The sequence below is a fragment of the Streptomyces lunalinharesii genome (genome assembly GCF_039532155.1).
Classification (GTDB): Bacteria; Actinomycetota; Actinomycetes; order Streptomycetales; family Streptomycetaceae; genus Streptomyces; species Streptomyces lunalinharesii.
Window position 1 is genome coordinate 29427 of the sequence record NZ_BAAARK010000010.1, and the last position, 17692, is coordinate 47118.

Annotated in this window: 16 protein-coding genes; 11 read left to right on the forward strand and 5 right to left on the reverse strand. The window is 73.2% G+C overall.

The features are described 5' to 3' along the window. Positions 1 to 89: 89 nt before the first annotated feature. From guaA to ABD385_RS17385, 3 genes are all read left to right on the forward strand, one after another. Positions 90 to 1676, forward strand: coding sequence for a glutamine-hydrolyzing GMP synthase (guaA, locus tag ABD385_RS17375; RefSeq protein WP_344576705.1), 1587 nt, complete (start codon positions 90 to 92; stop codon positions 1674 to 1676). Between the two features lie 186 nt (positions 1677 to 1862). Further along, on the forward strand, positions 1863 to 2750 hold the full coding sequence (locus tag ABD385_RS17380; protein WP_344576707.1) for a 2-hydroxy-3-oxopropionate reductase: 888 nt from the start codon (positions 1863 to 1865) through the stop codon (positions 2748 to 2750). A 154-nt stretch (positions 2751 to 2904) separates the two neighbouring features. Further along, a complete protein-coding gene (locus tag ABD385_RS17385) occupies positions 2905 to 3690 on the forward strand; it encodes a class II aldolase/adducin family protein (protein ID WP_344576708.1) in 786 nt (261 codons plus the stop codon). 85 nt (positions 3691 to 3775) lie between these two features. On the opposite strand, the gene ABD385_RS17390 is transcribed toward ABD385_RS17385, so the two are convergent. Together ABD385_RS17390 and ABD385_RS17395 are read right to left on the reverse strand one after the other, a co-directional pair. Next, entirely contained in the window at positions 3776 to 4534 is a 759-nt protein-coding gene (locus ABD385_RS17390) for a bestrophin-like domain (RefSeq protein WP_344576710.1), read from the reverse strand. A 9-nt stretch (positions 4535 to 4543) separates the two neighbouring features. Further along, positions 4544 to 5200 carry a hypothetical protein gene (locus tag ABD385_RS17395; protein WP_344576711.1) on the reverse strand — a complete coding sequence of 219 codons (657 nt, stop codon included), beginning with the start codon at positions 5198 to 5200 and terminating at the stop codon, positions 4544 to 4546. Between the two features lie 256 nt (positions 5201 to 5456). Between ABD385_RS17395 and ABD385_RS17400 the strand changes: the two genes are divergently transcribed. Both ABD385_RS17400 and ABD385_RS17405 read left to right on the forward strand, forming a co-directional pair. After that, positions 5457 to 6758 carry a hypothetical protein gene (locus tag ABD385_RS17400; RefSeq protein WP_425585422.1) on the forward strand — a complete coding sequence of 434 codons (1302 nt, stop codon included), beginning with the start codon at positions 5457 to 5459 and terminating at the stop codon, positions 6756 to 6758. 212 nt (positions 6759 to 6970) lie between these two features. After that, entirely contained in the window at positions 6971 to 7504 is a 534-nt protein-coding gene (locus ABD385_RS17405) for a DoxX family membrane protein (protein WP_344576712.1), read from the forward strand. A 60-nt stretch (positions 7505 to 7564) separates the two neighbouring features. Here the strand turns inward: ABD385_RS17405 and ABD385_RS17410 are convergent, their stop codons facing one another. Together ABD385_RS17410 and ABD385_RS17415 are read right to left on the reverse strand one after the other, a co-directional pair. Then, positions 7565 to 7786, reverse strand: a complete 222-nt coding sequence (locus tag ABD385_RS17410; protein WP_344576714.1) for a hypothetical protein — start codon at positions 7784 to 7786, stop codon at positions 7565 to 7567. Beyond that, on the reverse strand, positions 7783 to 9216 hold the full coding sequence (locus ABD385_RS17415; RefSeq protein WP_344576716.1) for a PspC domain-containing protein: 1434 nt from the start codon (positions 9214 to 9216) through the stop codon (positions 7783 to 7785). Before ABD385_RS17415 ends, ABD385_RS17410 begins: the two co-directional genes overlap by 4 nt. A 513-nt stretch (positions 9217 to 9729) precedes the next feature. Between ABD385_RS17415 and ABD385_RS17420 the strand changes: the two genes are divergently transcribed. From ABD385_RS17420 to ABD385_RS17440, 5 genes are all read left to right on the forward strand, one after another. Then, positions 9730 to 11571 (forward strand): serine/threonine-protein kinase, encoded by a 1842-nt coding sequence (locus ABD385_RS17420; RefSeq protein WP_425585423.1) that lies wholly within the window; start codon positions 9730 to 9732, stop codon positions 11569 to 11571. Positions 11572 to 11943: 372 nt separating this feature from the next. After that, on the forward strand, positions 11944 to 12093 hold the full coding sequence (locus ABD385_RS17425) for a hypothetical protein (protein ID WP_344576718.1): 150 nt from the start codon (positions 11944 to 11946) through the stop codon (positions 12091 to 12093). A gap of 465 nt (positions 12094 to 12558) precedes the next feature. Beyond that, positions 12559 to 13890, forward strand: coding sequence for a PspC domain-containing protein (locus ABD385_RS17430; RefSeq protein ID WP_344576720.1), 1332 nt, complete (start codon positions 12559 to 12561; stop codon positions 13888 to 13890). 115 nt (positions 13891 to 14005) lie between these two features. Next, complete coding sequence (locus tag ABD385_RS17435; RefSeq protein ID WP_344576722.1) at positions 14006 to 14716, forward strand: LuxR C-terminal-related transcriptional regulator; 711 nt, start codon at positions 14006 to 14008, stop codon at positions 14714 to 14716. Positions 14717 to 14932: 216 nt separating this feature from the next. Then, positions 14933 to 16057, forward strand: coding sequence for an alpha/beta hydrolase (locus ABD385_RS17440; protein ID WP_344576724.1), 1125 nt, complete (start codon positions 14933 to 14935; stop codon positions 16055 to 16057). A 304-nt stretch (positions 16058 to 16361) separates the two neighbouring features. Here the strand turns inward: ABD385_RS17440 and ABD385_RS17445 are convergent, their stop codons facing one another. After that, entirely contained in the window at positions 16362 to 17048 is a 687-nt protein-coding gene (locus tag ABD385_RS17445) for a C40 family peptidase (RefSeq protein WP_344576726.1), read from the reverse strand. A gap of 257 nt (positions 17049 to 17305) precedes the next feature. Between ABD385_RS17445 and ABD385_RS17450 the strand changes: the two genes are divergently transcribed. Next, on the forward strand, positions 17306 to 17659 hold the full coding sequence (locus tag ABD385_RS17450) for a hypothetical protein (RefSeq protein ID WP_344576728.1): 354 nt from the start codon (positions 17306 to 17308) through the stop codon (positions 17657 to 17659). Positions 17660 to 17692: the final 33 nt, after the last annotated feature.

Sequence of the window (17692 nt, forward strand, 5' to 3'; positions counted from 1 at the left end):
GAAGCTGCACTGCTGGAACATGGCGTTCAGTATGAGCCCGTTAGAATCGAAAGTCCAACCCCGCTCCACACCGCCGGAAGGCCGCCGAAGTGCCATCAGCGCCCCCTGCCGCCGCACCGGACGTCGTCCTCGTTGTCGACTTCGGCGCACAGTACGCCCAGCTCATCGCCCGTCGGGTCCGAGAGGCCCGGGTCTACAGCGAGATCGTCCCGTCCACCATGCCGGTGGCCGAGATGCTCGCCAAGAACCCCAAGGCGATCATCCTCTCCGGCGGTCCGTCGTCGGTCTACGCCGAAGGCGCCCCCAGCCTGGACCGTGCCCTGTTCGAAGCCGGTGTCCCGGTCTTCGGCATGTGCTACGGCTTCCAGCTGATGGCGACCACCCTCGGCGGCACGGTCGACAACAACGGTGCCCGTGAGTACGGCCGCACCGCCCTGGCCGTCAGCAAGCCCGGTTCCACCCTCTTCGAGGGCACCCCGGCCGAACAGTCCGTGTGGATGTCGCACGGCGACGCCTGCTCCGCAGCGCCCGAGGGCTTCGCCGTCACCGCCTCCACGGACCTGGTCCCGGTCGCGGCGTTCGAGAACGACGAGAAGAAGCTCTACGGCGTCCAGTACCACCCCGAGGTGCTGCACTCCACGCACGGCCAGCAGGTGCTGGAGCACTTCCTGTACCGCGGTGCGGGCATCGAGCCGACCTGGACGACCACCAGCGTGGTCGAGGAGCAGGTCGCGGCGATCCGCGCGCAGGTCGGCAGCAAGCGGGCGATCTGCGGACTGTCCGGCGGCGTGGACTCCGCGGTGGCCGCCGCCCTGGTCCAGAAGGCCATCGGCGACCAGCTGACCTGCGTCTACGTCGACCACGGCCTGATGCGCAAGGGCGAGACCGAGCAGGTCGAGAAGGACTTCGTGGCGGCGACGGGCGTGCAGCTCAAGGTCGTCGACGCCGCCGAGCGCTTCCTGAACGCGCTCAAGGGCGTCTCCGACCCCGAGCAGAAGCGCAAGATCATCGGCCGGGAGTTCATCCGGGTCTTCGAGCAGGCCCAGGCGGAACTGGTCGCCGAGGCCGGCGCCGAGGGCGAGGAAGTGGCCTTCCTGGTCCAGGGCACGCTCTACCCGGACATCGTCGAGTCCGGCGGCGGCACCGGCACCGCGAACATCAAGTCGCACCACAACGTCGGCGGACTCCCCGACGACATCGAGTTCGAGCTCGTCGAGCCGCTGCGCCAGCTGTTCAAGGACGAGGTCCGGATGGTCGGCGCCGAGCTGGGCCTGCCGGAGGAGATCGTCCACCGCCAGCCGTTCCCCGGCCCCGGCCTGGGCATCCGGATCGTCGGCGAGGTCACCCAGGACCGCCTGGACCTGCTGCGCGAGGCCGACGCGATCGCCCGCGAGGAGCTGACCACGGCCGGCCTGGACCGCGAGATCTGGCAGTGCCCGGTGGTCCTGCTCGCCGACGTCCGCTCGGTCGGCGTCCAGGGCGACGGCCGCACCTACGGTCACCCGATCGTGCTGCGCCCGGTCTCCTCCGAGGACGCCATGACCGCGGACTGGACGCGCATGCCGTACGACGTCCTGGCCCGCATCTCCACCCGGATCACCAACGAGGTCGCGGACGTCAACCGCGTCGTCCTGGACGTCACCAGCAAGCCGCCGGGCACCATCGAGTGGGAGTGACCTCCCGCTGATGCCCGACGGCGACGCCGCCGCCCCTGCCCGGGGGCGGCGGCGTCGCCGTTTGTGGGGCTCCGCGCGGGGGCCGCGCCGTGGGCGGTGGTTGACGCCCGACGGGCGGGAGCGGAAGATGGTTTCCGTATTACGGCAAATGAAATCCGCGATGTGGAAGTGAGTGGGTCGCGCGCTATGAGCACCATCGGTTTCCTCGGCCTCGGCATCATGGGCAGCCCCATGGCGGTGAACCTCGCGAAGGCCGGGCACGCCGTGCTCGGCTGGAACCGCAGCCCCGGCAAGGCCGACGCCCTGGTCGCCGCGGGCGGCCGGGAAGCGTCGTCGATCGCCGAGGCGGTCCGGGACGCGGACGTCGTCGTCACCATGGTCCCGGCGTCCCCGCAGGTCGAGGCCCTCGCCTACGGCCCCGACGGGATCCTGGCCCACGCCAGGCCCGGCACCCTGCTGATCGACATGTCCTCGATCACCCCGCAGACCTCCGTCGACCTCGCGAAGAGGGCCGCCGAGCACGGCGTCCGGGTCCTCGACGCGCCGGTCTCGGGCGGTGAGGCCGGCGCCGTCGAGGGCGTGCTGTCGATCATGGTCGGCGGCGAGCGGGCCGACTTCGAGGCCGCCCGGCCCGTCCTGGAGGCCGTCGGCACGACCCTCGTGCACTGTGGTCCGCACGGCTCCGGCCAGACCGTCAAGGCCGCCAACCAGCTGATCGTGGCGGTCAACCTGCAAGCCGTCGCCGAGGCCGTGGTCTTCCTGGAGAAGTCCGGGGTCGACCTCGCCGCGGCCCTCGACGTCCTGGGCGGCGGGCTGGCCGGCTCCGCCGTACTGGCCCGTAAGAAGGACAACCTCCTCCAGCGCGCCTACGCCCCCGGCTTCAAGCTCGAACTCCACCACAAGGACATGGGCATCGTCACCGACGCCGCCCGCACCGTCGGCGCCCCCCTCCCGGTCGGCGCCCTCGCCGCCCAGCTCATCGCCTCCGCGGTGGCCCGGGGCGACGGCGCGCTCGACCACTCCGCGTTGCTCCGCGGCGTGGAACTGCTCAGTGGCCGCGCGCCGCGTCAGTAGACCCGGTCCGCCGGCACGCGGGTGCGGGGCCCGGTCCGGGCTCCGCAGGGCACCGCGGTGCGGTTCGTGGCGGCGCGGGCCTGGCCTTGGCGGGGAGCGGCGGGTAGCTTCCGCCCGAGCGCCGTGAGTCGTACGCGCCAGGAGGAGGACCGCGATGCCCGAACCGACGCCGATACCCACCGAACACCTGCAGTTCGCGATGCCGCCGACGCACGCCGGCGTCGAGGAGGAGCGCCGCCACCGAAAGGAACGCCTGGTGGCGGCGTTGCGGCTGTTCGGCCGGTACGGGTTCGAAGAGGGCGTCTCGGGCCACGTCACCGTGCGCGACCCGGAGTTCGCCGACTGCTTCTGGGTCAACCCCTTCGGGGTGTCGTTCGCGTTGATGACCGTCAGCGACCTGGTCCTGGTCAACGGCGACGGGAAGGTCGTCGAGGGCCGCCACCACGTCAACCAGGCGGCGTTCACCCTCCACGCGCAGGTCCACCGGGCCCGCCCGGACGTCGTCGCCGCCGCCCACAGCCACTCCACCTACGGCCGCGCGCTCGCCGCCCTCGGGGAACTCCTGGACCCGATCACCCAGGACGTCTGCGCGTTCTACGAGGACCACGCCCTCTACGACGCCTACACGGGCGTGGTGGTGGACGAGGAGGAAGGCCGCCGGATCGCCGCCGCGCTCGGCCCGCACAAGGCCGTGATCCTGCGCAACCACGGCCTGTTGACGGTCGGCGACTCGGTCGACGCGGCGGCCTGGTGGTTCCTCACCATGGAGCGCTGCTGCCAGGTGCAACTGGCGGCGAAGGCGGCCGGCAAACCGGTGCTGATCTCCCATCAGGACGCCGTGCGCACCCGGGAGCAGCTGGGCACCGACCTGGTCGCGTGGATCAACTACCAGTCGCTGTACCAGCAGATCGCGCGGAGCGAACCGGAGATGTTCGGCTGACCGGCCGACCAACGGGCGGGGGCGGAACGACGACGGGGGCGGCGCCGCGCGGACGTCCGGGTCCGCACGGCGCCGCCCCCGGCCGTCACTTCTGCGGGAACAGTGCCAAGAACGGGTCCGCGGCCGCCGCCAGCCCCCGGCTGAACGGCGCGTCGAAGTCCCAGACCAGGAAGAGCAGGAAGGCGATCAGCGCGCTGAACACGCCGGCCATCAGCATCTCCCGCCCCGAACGCCGGATCTGGAGCGTGTACATCACGCCGATGGAGATCACGCCCCCGGCGATCAGCCCGAACCACACCACGCCCGGCAGCGTCGAGTCGGCCGCGTCCGCCCGCGCCATCCGGGCGCTGTCCGCGGCCGCGACCTGGTCGACGAGCGGCTGGTAGGACTCCCGCTCGAAGTCGTCCCGGGGGTGGTAGTCCGTGACGTCGGCGCGGACCTTCTGCAGCAGGTCGGCGCCGTGCTGGGTGAGTTCCCCGTGCTCGGCCATCACCGGCCACTCCTTGTGGACGACGTAGCTGACGTAGGCGTTGACGTCCGCGCGGATGGTGTCCCGCACGGGCGCCTGCCAGGCCCTGGCGCGCTCGCTGACCTCGTGCAGCGCCTGCGCCTCGGCCCGCACCGTGTCATCGGCGGTGCTCCGGGCCTCCCAGACTCCGGCGATGGCCAGGCCCAGCACGATCGCGTAGACCACCCCCACCATCATCGTCAGGTACTCGATCACGTCGGGCGTCTCGGACGGGTCGTCGTCCTCGCCGATCCGGCGTTCCTTCAGGACGGTGATGGTCAGGACGACGCCGCAGACCGCGGCCATGGCGATGGTCAGAACCAGCCATTGCGACATGGGGACCTCCTACGAGGAACTGCGCCCGGTGGAACGGGACGTGGAGCGCGAACGGGGACGGAGGGCGACGCCGGCCAGGACCGCCGGGGTGGTGATCAACAGCGTCCTGGTCACCACGGAACGCCCGTGGGTCGGCTGGTGGCGGGCCGCGGTGTAGTGGAAGGGGCGCGCCGGGGCCGGGCGCACCAGGGGCCGCGCGGGCTGCGGGGTGGGCGGTGGCGGCGGTGGCGGCGGTGGTGGTGGGGCGCGGCGGACCGGTGGGGCCGGTGGCGACGGCCGGGGCGCGGTGGCGCGGGTCGGGGCGTGCGTCGGATGGGGACGCGGCGCCGTGCTCCGCGGGGGTGGCGGGGCGGGCGTCGGGGTGGGACGGGGCGGCGGCGTGGGGGTGGTGCAGGGGATGTGCCAGCCGGGCGGTACGGGGAAGTCGGTGGGCAGGTGGACGGGGGGCGTGGTGCCGGCGTAGGCGCAGTTGTCGCCGGACGGCCGGTGGAGGAGCCCGGGGCGGGCGGCCGCCGGCGGGGACGTGACCAGGGCCAGCGCGGCCGCCAGCGTCGCGGTCGCGGCCGCGGCCAGCGCCGCGGCCCGGACCGCGGTGGCGAACGGCCACCGGGTCCGGCGTCGGCCGGTGCCGTTCTCGTTTCGGGGAGGTCCGTGTATCTCGCGCACGGCGGGAAGCTTGCGCCGTGTCCGGGCCGGGCAGCCGCTGACCGGCGCCGATTCGCCCGAACGGAGGAATCGGGCGCGGTCCTGTCCGGACGCCGTGCGGATCGCCGGATCGCCGGGCGCACAGGTGAGCGTCAACCTGCCGCCACCGAACGGGACTTCCGTGACCTGGACGATTACCGGCCGGGCCGGGGTTCTGAGGCACAATTCCCGTCTGAAGACGAGAAGTTGATACGAGTGGCGGCGGGGCGGTACGGACGTGTCGGTGGAGTCGGCGAGCACAGTGGCCGGAAGGGGCGAGCCGGGTGGCGGCAAGAAGCCCGGTGACGGCGGCGCGTGCCGGTGCGGACGGTGCCCGCACGGGGCCCGCGAGGGGCACCGGCAGGCGCTCGCCGCGTTCGTCGCGCTCCGGGAGGACTTCGCCGTCGGGCGCGGGGTGCCGGCCGGTCTGGCGCACTCCGCCGGGGCCGCCCGGCAGTGGGTGTCCGACGAACTGACCCTGTCCGCGCGGATGCTGGCCGAGCGCGGCGCGGCCGAGGGAGCCTCCTGGTCGGTGACGGTCCGCCGGCGCACCGTGGTGACGGTGTGGGCCGCGGTGCTCGCCCTGCTCCTCGGGCAGGCGTTGACCGCCGTCGGGGCCGGCTGGTCGGTGGGCCGCACCGCCGCGCTGGCGGCGGCCGTCGTACTGGCCCTCGGTATGACGGCGATGGCCTGGCTCCACCGCGAACAGGGCGGCGCACTGGGCCCGTTGATCGGCGAGGACCGGCGGCTGTCCACCTCCCGCGCGGTCGCCGCGGCCTGGGTGACGGCGGTGCTCTACGCCGTCCTGACGCTCGCCGTCCACCTGGCGGTCGGCGGCGGCCCGGACGCCCGGCGGCGGCTGCTCTCGGGCCTCGGCCTGGTCCCCTCCGGCGGACTGCTGGCCATGCTGGCCATCGGCTGCGGGGTGGCGGTGCTGGCCTACGGGATGACCGCCGGGCGCGTCCGGACCGGGCGGGTGCAGAAGATCCCGGCCGACCGCCCCCGGGCGACCGACCTGCTGGCGGACGACGGCGGCCGCGGCAGCTTCACCGACGCGCAGTACGCGCTGGTGAACGCGGCCCTGCTGACCTTCGCGCTGGTCCGGCTGGCCACCGACCCGGTCCGACTGCCGGCGTTGCCCTGGGTGTTGGTCGTCCTGGCGGCGCTCTCCGGCGTCACGTACCTGGCGGGCAAGGCCGTCGCCGGCGGCCGGCCGGTCATCCTCTCCGTCGTGCGCTCCCGGGAACTGGGCGACCTCGCCGCGCCCATCCGCACCGGCGACGACATCGAGATCCGCGGCGCCGGCTTCGTCCCGCCCGGCGCGGGGACCCCGGACCGGCTGGCCCGCACCGTCGTGCGGATCGGCGGGGTGCACGTGCCGGTGCCGCTGATCCCGGTGCCGGGCGGGTTCGCCAACCCGACGGACGGGGTGCTGACGGTGCCGGTGCCGGTCGACGTGGAGCCCGGTCCCGTGGAGGTCCGGGTGATCACGGCGGCCGGGGCGGAGACGCGGGGCTACCGCATCGAGGTCCAGGACTGAGGCCGCCGCGCGGGACGGTCCGCGCGGCGCCGTCCGCCAAATGCTGCGGACCGCACGTCAATTGGGTGCGAACCGGGCAGTGGTCCGCACTACGGGTGATCCGGCGGTCGGCGTGCGGGGGAATCTCGCGCGCACCCGCGTACGCATCTCGCCAAGCCGTGCGGGCGGCGGCACAATCGTTCGCTCCCGGTGGCAACGGAGAGGCGGACGTCATGGCTCACGCACAGCGCACACGCCCGGTCGATGCGGGCGGTGCCCGGGCCGGCGGAGTCCGCGGCGGGCTGGCGCGCCACGCGCTGCTCCCGCTGCGGCTCTTCCTCGGCGGCACCTTCCTCTACGCGGGACTCCAGAAACTCACCGATCCGGCCTTCCCCGCCGCCAGCGGGAAGGGGTCGCTGGGCGAACTGCTGGGGCAGGTGCACGACACCGCGGCGCTGCCGCAGTTGGTGGGGCTGGCCCAGCACGGCCCGGTGGGCTTCGCCTACGCCCTCGCCGGCGGTCAGGTGCTGGTCGGGATCGGGACGCTGCTGGGGCTGCTGGGGCGGCTGGCGGCCTTCGGCGGCGCGTTGATCTCGCTGACCCTGTGGCTCACCGTGAGTTGGCCCGCCAGCCCCTACTACTACGGCAACGACCTCGCCTACCTGCTGGCCTGGACGCCGCTGGTGCTGGCCGGCACCGCCACCTTCTCGCTGGACGCGGCGCTGGCCAACCGCCGGGAGCGGCACGGGACGCAGCTCTACGGCTGACCCGCACGCGGGCCCACCGGCTACGTCACCGGCACGGCCACCGGCACCGCCACCGGCCGTTCACGACGGCGGCGGTGCGGCGTCGCGCTGGTGGTGGCGCCGGACCGTGGCCCAGACGGCGGTGGTGATCCCGGCGAGCAACAGGCCGGCCGGGAGGGTGAAGAAGAGCCAGCGGCCGGGGGCGTGCCAGAGGCCGAGGGCGTCGAGGCCGTAGCCGACGCCGACGACGAGGGCGGCGAGGCCGGTGATCAGCCGGCCGGGTTCGAAGGGGTGGGGCTTCACTGCGGGGCTCCCTGGGGGGTCGGGGCCGGGGAGGGGGAGGAGGAGGGGGTGGACGGGGGGACCGGAGCGGCCCGCCGGACGTCGATCTGGCCGGCGCCGACCTTCAGGTCCAGCTCCAGCGTGCCGTGCGGCCGCTCGCCCTTCTTGAGCCCCTCGGCCGGCAGGGTGATCTGCCGTTCGCGGTGGCCCGCGACGATCTCCACGTCGTTGGCCGCATCGCCGGGCAGCTGGATGTCGCCCAATCCGAGCGAGAGTCGGAGGGTGGCGGTGGCCCCCTGGGGGAGCGTCACCTGGAGCCGCCCGGCACCGACGTCGGCGCCGGTGCGGACCGTGCTGCCGGGCTTCAGGGGGAGCCCGGTGAGGTCCAAGCGGCCCTCGCCGGAACCGACGGCGTAGTGCGGGCGGACGTCGGCGACGGTGGTCGGGGCCCAGGTGCGGTGCTGCCAGTCGGCGGTGACGCCGGCCGGCAGCACCGTCGCGCCGGCCAGCAGCGCGGCCGTCAGCACCATCATGAAGACCGTGCCGCCGCCGGTGCGGCCCAGCCAGGCGCTCAGCACCAGGCCCAGTCCGAACACGGCCAGCGCGCAGGCCAGGCCGGCCTGGAGGGACGGGGCCAGCGCGGCGTGCCGGGAGACGGCGAGCGCGGTGCCGGCGCCCGCCAGCGCGGCCAGCAGGAACGTGCGGCCGCCTATGCCCCGGCCGCGGTGGGGCGGCCGGAGCGGGGCGGCGGGGCGCGGGGCGTGCGCGGTGCCGGCGGCGGGGGGTCGGCCGCAGTGCGGGCGGGGCTGGGCGGGCGCACCGTGGGTGGGTTCGTAGGTGATGTCGAGCCGGGTGTCCTCCGGGCCCCAGAGGTAGGTCCGCTGGAGCAGCGGCTCGGTGCGCGGACCGCGCCACCAGGACGGGGTGGTGGGCGCCGGGGGTGCGGTGGTCTCCGGCGGGGCGTCGGCGACCGCCTGGGCGGTGGCGGCGTCCACCGATCCCGCGCCCCCGGACTGGGCGCGGCGGCGCTGCCGCGACCAGTAGGCGGCGCCGGCCACGGCCAGCGTCACCATGATCGCGAAGGACATCATGCTGCCCTTGCCCAGCGTGGTCAGGAACAGTGCGCACCCGGCCAGCGCGCACAGCAGGGCGGTCAGCGCCGAACCGTCGACGCGGCCGGAGAGCAGCCGGCGGCCCTCGTTCTCCTCCTCGCCGTCGAGGGGGACGAGCAGCCAGGCGAAGCCGTAGAAGATCAGGCCGAGGCCGCCGATGGACAGCACGGCGAGCACGACCCGGAAGATCACCGGATCGATGTCCCACTGCCGGCCCAGACCGCCGCACACGCCCGCGACGACCTTGTGCCGCCGGCTGCGGCGCAGCGTGGCGTGCGGCGGGGTGGGGCCGGCGGGGCCGGAGTCCGCCGGCTCCGCGGCGGTGGGCACATCGTTCATGGAGCCATGGTGACAAGCGCGGCGCGGTCGCGGTATCGGTGACAACCCTGGCTGATCCCTGAGATCCCCCGAAGCGACCCTGAGGGCCCCCGATGCCGCCGGGCAGTCGCGGACCCCGACCCCGACACCGACCCCGACACCGGACCCCGACCTCGACACCGGACCCCGGCACCGAGATCGGGACCTCGGGCCGTGGCCGAGGCGCTCCCGGGCTGTCGGGCAGGGCTTCGGGGGCGTTGTCGGGGTGGCACAAAAGCGGCACCGTGCGGCGCGCGGCGGCGCCACGTGCCCCCGGAACGGGCCGCGAACGCCCGGCGCACAGTGGTTCCGCAATGAAAAAGACCCGTTGCGGCGGTGGCCGGCGGTCTCTTCGGCCCTGCTGAAGACTATCGTTGCGACCTGAATACGTACGGGTTTCCGGAGGGGCGTGCGGTGGCGGAAGCGGCGTCGGTAGAAGAGGGGCGACTGGTCGCCGGGCGGTATCGCCTGGTTGAGCGGATAGGCCAAGGGGGCATGGGTACCGTCTGGCGGGCCAGGGACGAGGTGCTCGGGCGTCAGGTGGCGGTCAAGCGCCTGCACGTTTCGCCCCAATTGGGCGCGGAGGAACTCGCCACCCGTCACGAGCGCACGACCCGGGAGGCACAGGCCGCCGCGCGCATCAACCACCCCAACGTCGTCGGCGTCCACGACGTCGTGGACGACGAGGGGCTGCCGTGCATCGTCATGGAGTACGTCCCCTCCGCGACGCTCGGTGACGCCATCAAGGAGGCCAACCGGTCCGGCACTTACCTCACGCCGCGGGAGACCGCCCGGATCGGCCGCGGCATGATCGCCGCGTTGCGGGCCGCACACTCCGCCGGCGTGCTGCACCGCGACGTCAAGCCCGGCAACGTGCTGCTCGGTGAGGACGGCCGGGTGGTCCTCACCGACTTCGGGATCGCCGTCGCCACCGGCACCTCCACCCTCACCAAGACCGGCGAACTCGTCGGCTCCATCGACTACCTGGCACCCGAGCGGGTCAAGGGAGCCACACCGGGACCCGCCTCCGACCTGTGGGCGCTGGGCGCGACGCTCTATCAAGCCGTCGAGGGCAGACCGCCGTTCCGCAAGAACACCGCGGTGGAGACGGCGTACTCGATCGCCGTCGACCCGTTGGAGGCGCCGCGCAACGCCGGGCCGCTCGCCGCGCTGATCGAGGCGCTGCTCGCCAAGGAGCCGAACGACCGGCCCACCGCCGCAGTCGTCGAGCGGGCGCTGCGGGCCGCCGAGGCCGAGGCGGACACCGCGCTGATGGGCTGGCCCACGTTGGCCCTGGGGACGGTCAGCCGCGGCCGGTCCGCGACGGGCGAGTCCGCCGAGGCGAGCACCCGTCCGGTGGCGCACTCCGGCGCGGCACCACCGGCCACGGGCAGCGACACCGGGACCCGCAGCGCGACCGGCGCCACCGCCGGCGCCGACGCGGGCAGCCCGACGATCACCGGGACCGTACCCAAGAGCCAGACGGGCCAGGGACGGACCACCGCGAGCACCGCCGTGGCCGCCGGCACCACCGGAGCGGTGGCCGCGGCCGCCCCGGCCACTCACCTGCCCGCCGCGCCGGGCCCCCACCTGCCCGCCGCCCCGGCCGAGGCCACCGGTCCGGTGCCGATGGCCGGCGCGGCCTCGCCGGCGTCCACCGACGCGCACACGGACGTGCTGCGCTCCGGCCCGGCCCCCAAGCGGCGCCGCGGCCGAATCGTGCTCTGGAGCGTCGTCGGCGTCCTGGTAGCCGGCGGCGGCGGGGGCACCGCCTGGTACCTCAACCACCGCGGCGACACCTCCTCGCTCGGCAACGGGCCCAGCGACAACACGACGGTCACGCCCGGCGAGCCCAGCCCCGACGTCGGCCCGCCGCCGGCGACGCCCACCGGCTACCGGCGGGTCCAGGAGAAGAGCCTCGGGGTGTCCTTCCCGGTGCCGTCGGGCTGGCAGCGGCAGGTTCTCGACGGCGGGCGCCAGATCGTCTACTACTCGGACCCCGAACTGGCCAGGCTGACCCTCAACGTCCTGGACTTCGCCTCCGCGGACCAGGTGCAGCACTTCAAGAGCGTCGAATCGGACCTCAAGGTCCAGTACCCCAGCTACCAGCGGCTCCGCCTCCAGGACACCATCTTCCAGGGCGACCCGGCCGCCATCTGGGAGTTCTCCTTCCAGGGCCGGGCCCGCGAGTACCGCGGCATCGACCTGGGCTTCGGCCGCGAGGGCGACAAGGAGTACGCCATCTACGTCTCCGCCCCGTCCGCGAACTGGACGAAGTTCGAGCAGATCTTCTCGAACGTGAAGAACGGATTCCGCAAGGACGGGTCGGCGGGCTGAGCGAACACCTCGATCTGACGGGGGCAGCGGCCCGGGGCTGGCCGTGCCGATTTATCGAGGGGCTCGGGCGTATAAGCGGCTGTGATGCTTCTTGCCTGAATGCCCATGGTCGCCCATCATGTGGTCCATCCCGGGCGTTCGTTCTCTTTTGCGTCGCATTTTGTCCGAAAGTGATTCGGCTCTGGCTCGGTATCCCTGTGTCTCGTAGTGTTTTTGCGGTGTCTGCGATGCGCGCGGACTCTCCGGCGGAGTGAGGTTCTGACAGTGAGTGGCATGAGGCGACGTCTTGCAGTTGTTATGGGGGTTCTCGTGGCCGCAGGTGCCCTCCCCATGGTTCTGGCCGGCCCCGCACAGGCGGACAGGCTCGACTGCATGAACTACCTCAAGAGCAAGGGGTATGTCGTGGGGCCCAAGGTGGTAGATGCCTGTGGACAGACCGAAGGCGGCTGTCTCTTTGCGCTCCCGCAGATCAAGGTGAAGGGGCCGGACGCCATCGAAGCGTGCTACCGAATCAACCGGTAGCGTCGGTCGGCCGCTGACATTCCCGACGGGCATCTGCGGCGTGACGGGATGCGCCGAGGGGATACCGGTCGCTTTCTCGCCTCAACCTGATTACCGGGAGAGTTCGTCCTCTGGGCGCCTCTGCGGGAATGATTGGCGAGCTGGGGCCGATGTCCCGTGCGTTTTCGTGCGTTCCCTCGCCGAATTTCCAGGCGGTTAGGGAAATTGCGCGAGGGGCGGGGGAGTAGTGCGTCGCAGCGCAAGGTTTCCGTGACGCAGGGCATAGGAAATTCGAAGTGTGTGCAGCTATGGCGGCCACTTCGCGGCGGTCTCTTCGGATTGTTGCGTTGGGCAGGCGGGATGCTCGGCCGTGCTGACGGAATCCCTGCGGCGACGCAGATTGCGGTGTGCGCTGCCGCTGGCTCAGGGACAGTTCAGGGTCGTCCCTGATGTCCCCCGCCCCTCGCGCGTGTGACGATCTGAGGCATGACCACAGCGCCGCCCCGCGCCGAGACGATCTACGACCCGGCGTCGGACCCCGACGATCCGCCCGTGCGCAAGCTCTACCGCAGCGCCGAGGGGCGGCTGCTCGGTGGTGTCGCGCGGGGGCTGGCCGGGCACCTCGGGCTGCCGGTCACGTGGGTGCGGATCGTCTTCGTGGCGCTCTTCATGGCCGAGGGCATGGGCGCCCTGCTCTACGCCGCGTTCTGGTTCTTCGTGCCGCTGGGCGTCGGCGGCGTGGAGCCCCGGCAGCCCGCCGCCGGGGAGGAACGGCGGCGCCTGCTGGGCCGCAAGCCCGACAAGGGGCAGCTGCTCGCGCTGGTCGCGCTCCTGGTGGGGGCGTCGATCGTGGCCTCCCGCTTCCAGCCGGGCCGGGCCAACGCCTACCTCTGGCCGGTACTGCTCATCGGCGCCGGCGTCGCGCTGGTCTGGCGCCAGGCGGACAACGCCCGCCGCGCCCAGTGGCTGGAGCTGGGCCGCCGCAAGGGCCTGCTGCCGATGGTGCGCGGCGCCGCGGGCGTGCTGCTGGTGGGCGCCGGGGTCACCGGCATCGTCGTGCTCCAGGGTTCCGTGCAGAACCTCGGCTCGGTGCTCCAGGCCGCGCTCGCCGTCGTCGTCGGCATAGCCCTGCTGGCCGGCCCCTACCTCGTCCGGATCACCCAGGACCTCTCCGAGGAGCGGCTGATGCGCATCCGGGCCCAGGAGCGCGCCGAGGTCGCCGCGCACGTCCACGACTCCGTCCTGCACACCCTCACCCTGATCCAGCGCAACGCCGACGACCCCCGGGAGGTGGCGCGGCTGGCCCGGGCCCAGGAGCGCGAGCTGCGCGCCTGGCTCTACAAGCCCGAGGGCCGCGGCAAGGACGAGGACGAGGAGCCGACGACGCTGGCCGAGGCGGTGCGGGCGGCCGCCGCGGAGGTCGAGGACCACCACGGGGTGCCCATCGAGGTCGTGGTGGTCGGGGACTGCCCGCTCGACGAGGCGCTCGGTGCCCAGATGCAAGCCGCGCGCGAGGCGATGGTCAACGCCGCCAAGTACGGTGGCGAGGGCGGCGCGGTGCAGGTGTTCGCCGAGGTGGAGGGCCGCACGGTCTTCGTCTCGGTGCGTGACCACGGCCCCGGCTTCGACCTGGACGCGGTCCCCGCGGACCGGATGGGGGTGCGGGGATCCATCATCGGCCGGATGGAGCGCAACGGCGGCACGGCCCGGCTGCGCGCCGCGCCCGACGGCGGCACGGTCGTCGAGCTGGAGATGGAGCGGTCCGAGGAGCGCGAGTCCGCCGAGCGCCGCGCCGGCGGGACGGGGAAGCCGGAATGAGGGCGGCGGCTCCACCGGCCGTCGCGGAGCGCACGAGGGGCGACGGCGGACCCGTGGCACCGCGGGCCGGGGCAGGGATGATGACGGGGCACACACCGAAGGACGGACGGACGAGATGAGCAGCGACGACGCACAGCAGGCCGAGCCCGGCGGCGAGGACCAGGGCCGCACCGTACGGGTCGTGCTGGTCGACGACCACCGGATGTTCCGGGCCGGCGTCCAGGCCGAGATCGGCCGGACCGAGGTCACCCGGGTCGAGGTGGTCGGCGAGGCCGCCGACGTCGACCAGGCGGTCACGGTGATCACCGCCACCCGCCCCGAGGTCGTCCTCCTGGACGTGCACCTCCCCGGGGGCGGCGGCGTCGAGGTGCTGCGCCGCTGCGCCGCGATGATGGCCGACGCCGAGCGGCCGGTGCGGTTCCTGGCGCTCTCCGTCTCCGACGCGGCCGAGGACGTCATCGGGGTCATCCGCGGCGGCGCCCGCGGCTACGTCACCAAGACGATCACCGGTACCGACCTGGTCAACGCGGTCTTCCGGGTGGCCGACGGCGACGCGGTCTTCTCGCCGCGGCTGGCCGGCTTCGTGCTCGACGCCTTCGCCTCGACGGACGCCCCGCCGGTGGACGAGGACATGGACCGCCTCACCCAGCGTGAGCGCGAGGTGCTCCGACTGATCGCCCGCGGGTACGCGTACAAGGAGATCGCCAAGCAGTTGTTCATCTCCGTGAAGACGGTTGAGTCACACGTCTCGGCCGTCCTGCGCAAGCTCCAGCTCTCCAACCGCCATGAACTCACCCGGTGGGCGGCCGCGCGACGCCTGGTCTGACCTGCGGTTTCGTCGGGAACGTGGGGCGCGGGGGCGGATGATCGGGTTCCGCCCCCGATGCGCCGGGTGCGGAGCGGGCGCGTAAAGAAGGGCTCAAGGCGGGCAACCAGGATCGCGCGGATCGCCATCTAAGGGCGCGGAGAGGCTCGCTGCCCGAAGGCGGGGCCGGAACCACGCCCACGCCCTGCGCGCATACGTCCTGGAAACGAGATCCCGATGAGCCTGACGGGTACGCCCTTCTTCCTCTTCTCGATCCTGCTGCTGATCGTCGCCCTCGTGCTGCCGTTCGCGCTGTGGGGCCGAGTGGCCGGACCGGCCCTGATACGCGGCCTGGCACGGCTGTTGATGTTGTTGTTCGCCCAGGTGATGGCCATCACCGTGGTCTTCGTCATGGTCAACAACGCCAACAACCTCTACGACAGTTGGGGCGACCTGCTCGGTACCGGCAACCACATCGACCAGGCCCGGAACCTCGGACCGGACGGCCTGGGCGGCAAGAACCTCAACGACGAGCCCAAGGTGCACCAGCAGTTCCGGCCCGCCGACGACCCGGTGATGGGCCCCGGCGTCCAGATGACCAACCTCAAGGGCCAGGTCTCGGGCGTCAACGGCGAGGTGTACGTGTGGCTGCCGCCGCAGTACAACGACCCCGCCTACCAGCACAAGAAGTTCCCGGTGGTCGAGCTGCTGCCCGGCTACCCCGGGTCCGCGAAGTCCTGGTTCGGTTCGCTGAAGGTCAACGAGCAGCTCGGGTCGTTGATGCAGAGCGGGGCGATCAAGCCGTTCATCCTGGTGGCGCCGCGGACCAACGTCCTGCCCAACGCCGACAGCGGGTGCGTCAACATCCCCGGCACGGTCAACGCCGACAGCTGGCTGACCGTCGACGTCCGCCAGATGGTCGTCGACAACTTCCGGGCCGGTGACAAGCCGGACTCCTGGGGCCTGGCCGGCTACTCGGCGGGCGCGCACTGCGCCACCAAGCTGGCGCTGGCCCACCCGGACCGGTACCGCGCCGCGGTCGGCATGTCCGGCTACAACGACCCGGCGATAGAGCGCGATTCGCTCGCCGGCAAGGACCCCAAGCTGCGCGTCGAGACCAACCCGCTGCACCTCCTCAAGGCCGCCAACGCGGCCGGCAAGCCGCCCCGCACCGCGCTGTACATCTCGGGCGCGAGCGGCGACGGCTACCAGGCCGGGATCGGTCTCAAGCAGCTCGCCAAGAATCCGACGACGGTGACGGTCCAACAGATCTCGTCCGGTGCGGGCGGCCACACGGTGCCGGTGTGGAAGCACCAAGTGCCGGAGATCTTCCGGTGGTTCGGGCTGTTCCTGCGGGGCTAGCCGGCCGCCGACCGGCGGAGTTCACCGTTCGGGTGAACCTCCGCCGGAAGCTGCGGAAGCGGGCATGGAGCCGGGCCCGGGAGCGTTGTGCGAGTGACGGAGGTCGCGCAGGACGGAACCGGGGGTGGTGGATGTGGAGCGACGATGGTGGGGGCTGCGACGGGGCGCCGTCGCCGACGCCGTAGGGGGCAACTCGCCCCGGGCGGGCCGAAGACGGGCGGCCGGGAGACGGCCGGGCGGGAGGCGGCCGGGCGGCCGGCGGCCTTGGCCGCGGGAGCCTGTCGGTGGGAGTGGCCGGGCGCGGCTATCCCGGACGGGTCGCGCCCGCGTACGGCAGCCGGTTGAGCGGGGCGATCTCGACGGGGGTGCCGGCGTGCGGGGCGTGGATCATTTCGCCGCCGCCGATGTAGAGGCCCACGTGGCTGATGCCGGGGTGGAAGAACACCAGGTCCCCGGGGCGGAGTCGGGGCCAGTCGACGCGGGTGCCGGAGGCGATCTGCGTGTAGGTCGTCCGGGGCAGGGTGACGCCGCCGGCCCGCCAGGCGGCCAGGGTCAGCCCGGAGCAGTCGTACGCGGCCGGCCCCGTCGCGCCCCAGGCGTAGGGCTTGCCGAGGGCGGAGTGGGCGAAGGCCACCGCTCGGGCGGCTCGGGCGGCCCGGGCGTCCACCGGCGGGGCGAGGGCCGCGGGCGCGCCGGGTGCGGTCGGCGCGGTGCCGGCGGTGGGCGTGGGTGGCGCCGGGCGTTCCGGGGCGCGTTCCGCGGCGGTCGCGGGACGGCTGCCCAGGCGGCGGACGCTGCCGAGGCGGCGGGCCCAGCCGGTCACCGAGGTCGCCTGGTGGCTGCCGGTGCGCTCCAGGACCGTGGCGCCGTCCAGATAGCGCTGCGGGTCCGCGGCGAGCAGCAGCCCGGTGCGGGTGCTGCGGGCGGGGTGCGCCCGGGCCGGCGGTGGTGTGAGCGGCGGCCGCTCTCCGGCCGTGTGGTGCGACGCCATGGCGGCCGTCACTTCCTTCCCTGCGGGGCGAATGCGACCGGTGGGGTGCGGGTCCGGTCGTCTGCAGGAGGAAGCTAGGCCCGGGGTCACGGTCTCGAACCCCCTTGCCCGGCATTGTCCGTTTCCGAGCGGCCGCCGCACGGGGATGACCGGTCGGCGGTCGGCGGGGGGTCGGGAGCGGTGGGCCCTGACCGAAGCCGCCATCACGGGCGCCCTGCCGGAAAGGGCGTGCTATGGGGCGGATACGATCCAGCACTATGGACGTAGTAATCAATGTCTTCGTCGCCCTGCACATCATCGGCATCGCCTCCCTCCTGGGCGGCTTCCTGACCCAGATGAAGGCCATGGGCGCGGGCACCGCCCGCTTCGTGCCGGCCATGCTGCACGGCGCGCTCACGATGCTGGTCACCGGCATCGTGATGGTCGGGCTGAACCAGATGCAGGGGCACTCGCTCAACAACATCAAGATCGGCATCAAGATGGCCGTCCTGGTGGTGATCCTGGCGCTGGTCTACGTCAAGCGCGACGAGGAGAAGCTCCCCAAGCCGCTCTTCGGCGCGGTCGGCGGGCTCACCATGCTCAACATCTTCATCGCGGTGCTCTGGACCTGAGCACCCCGGCAGTCCGGCCCCGGCCCCGGCACC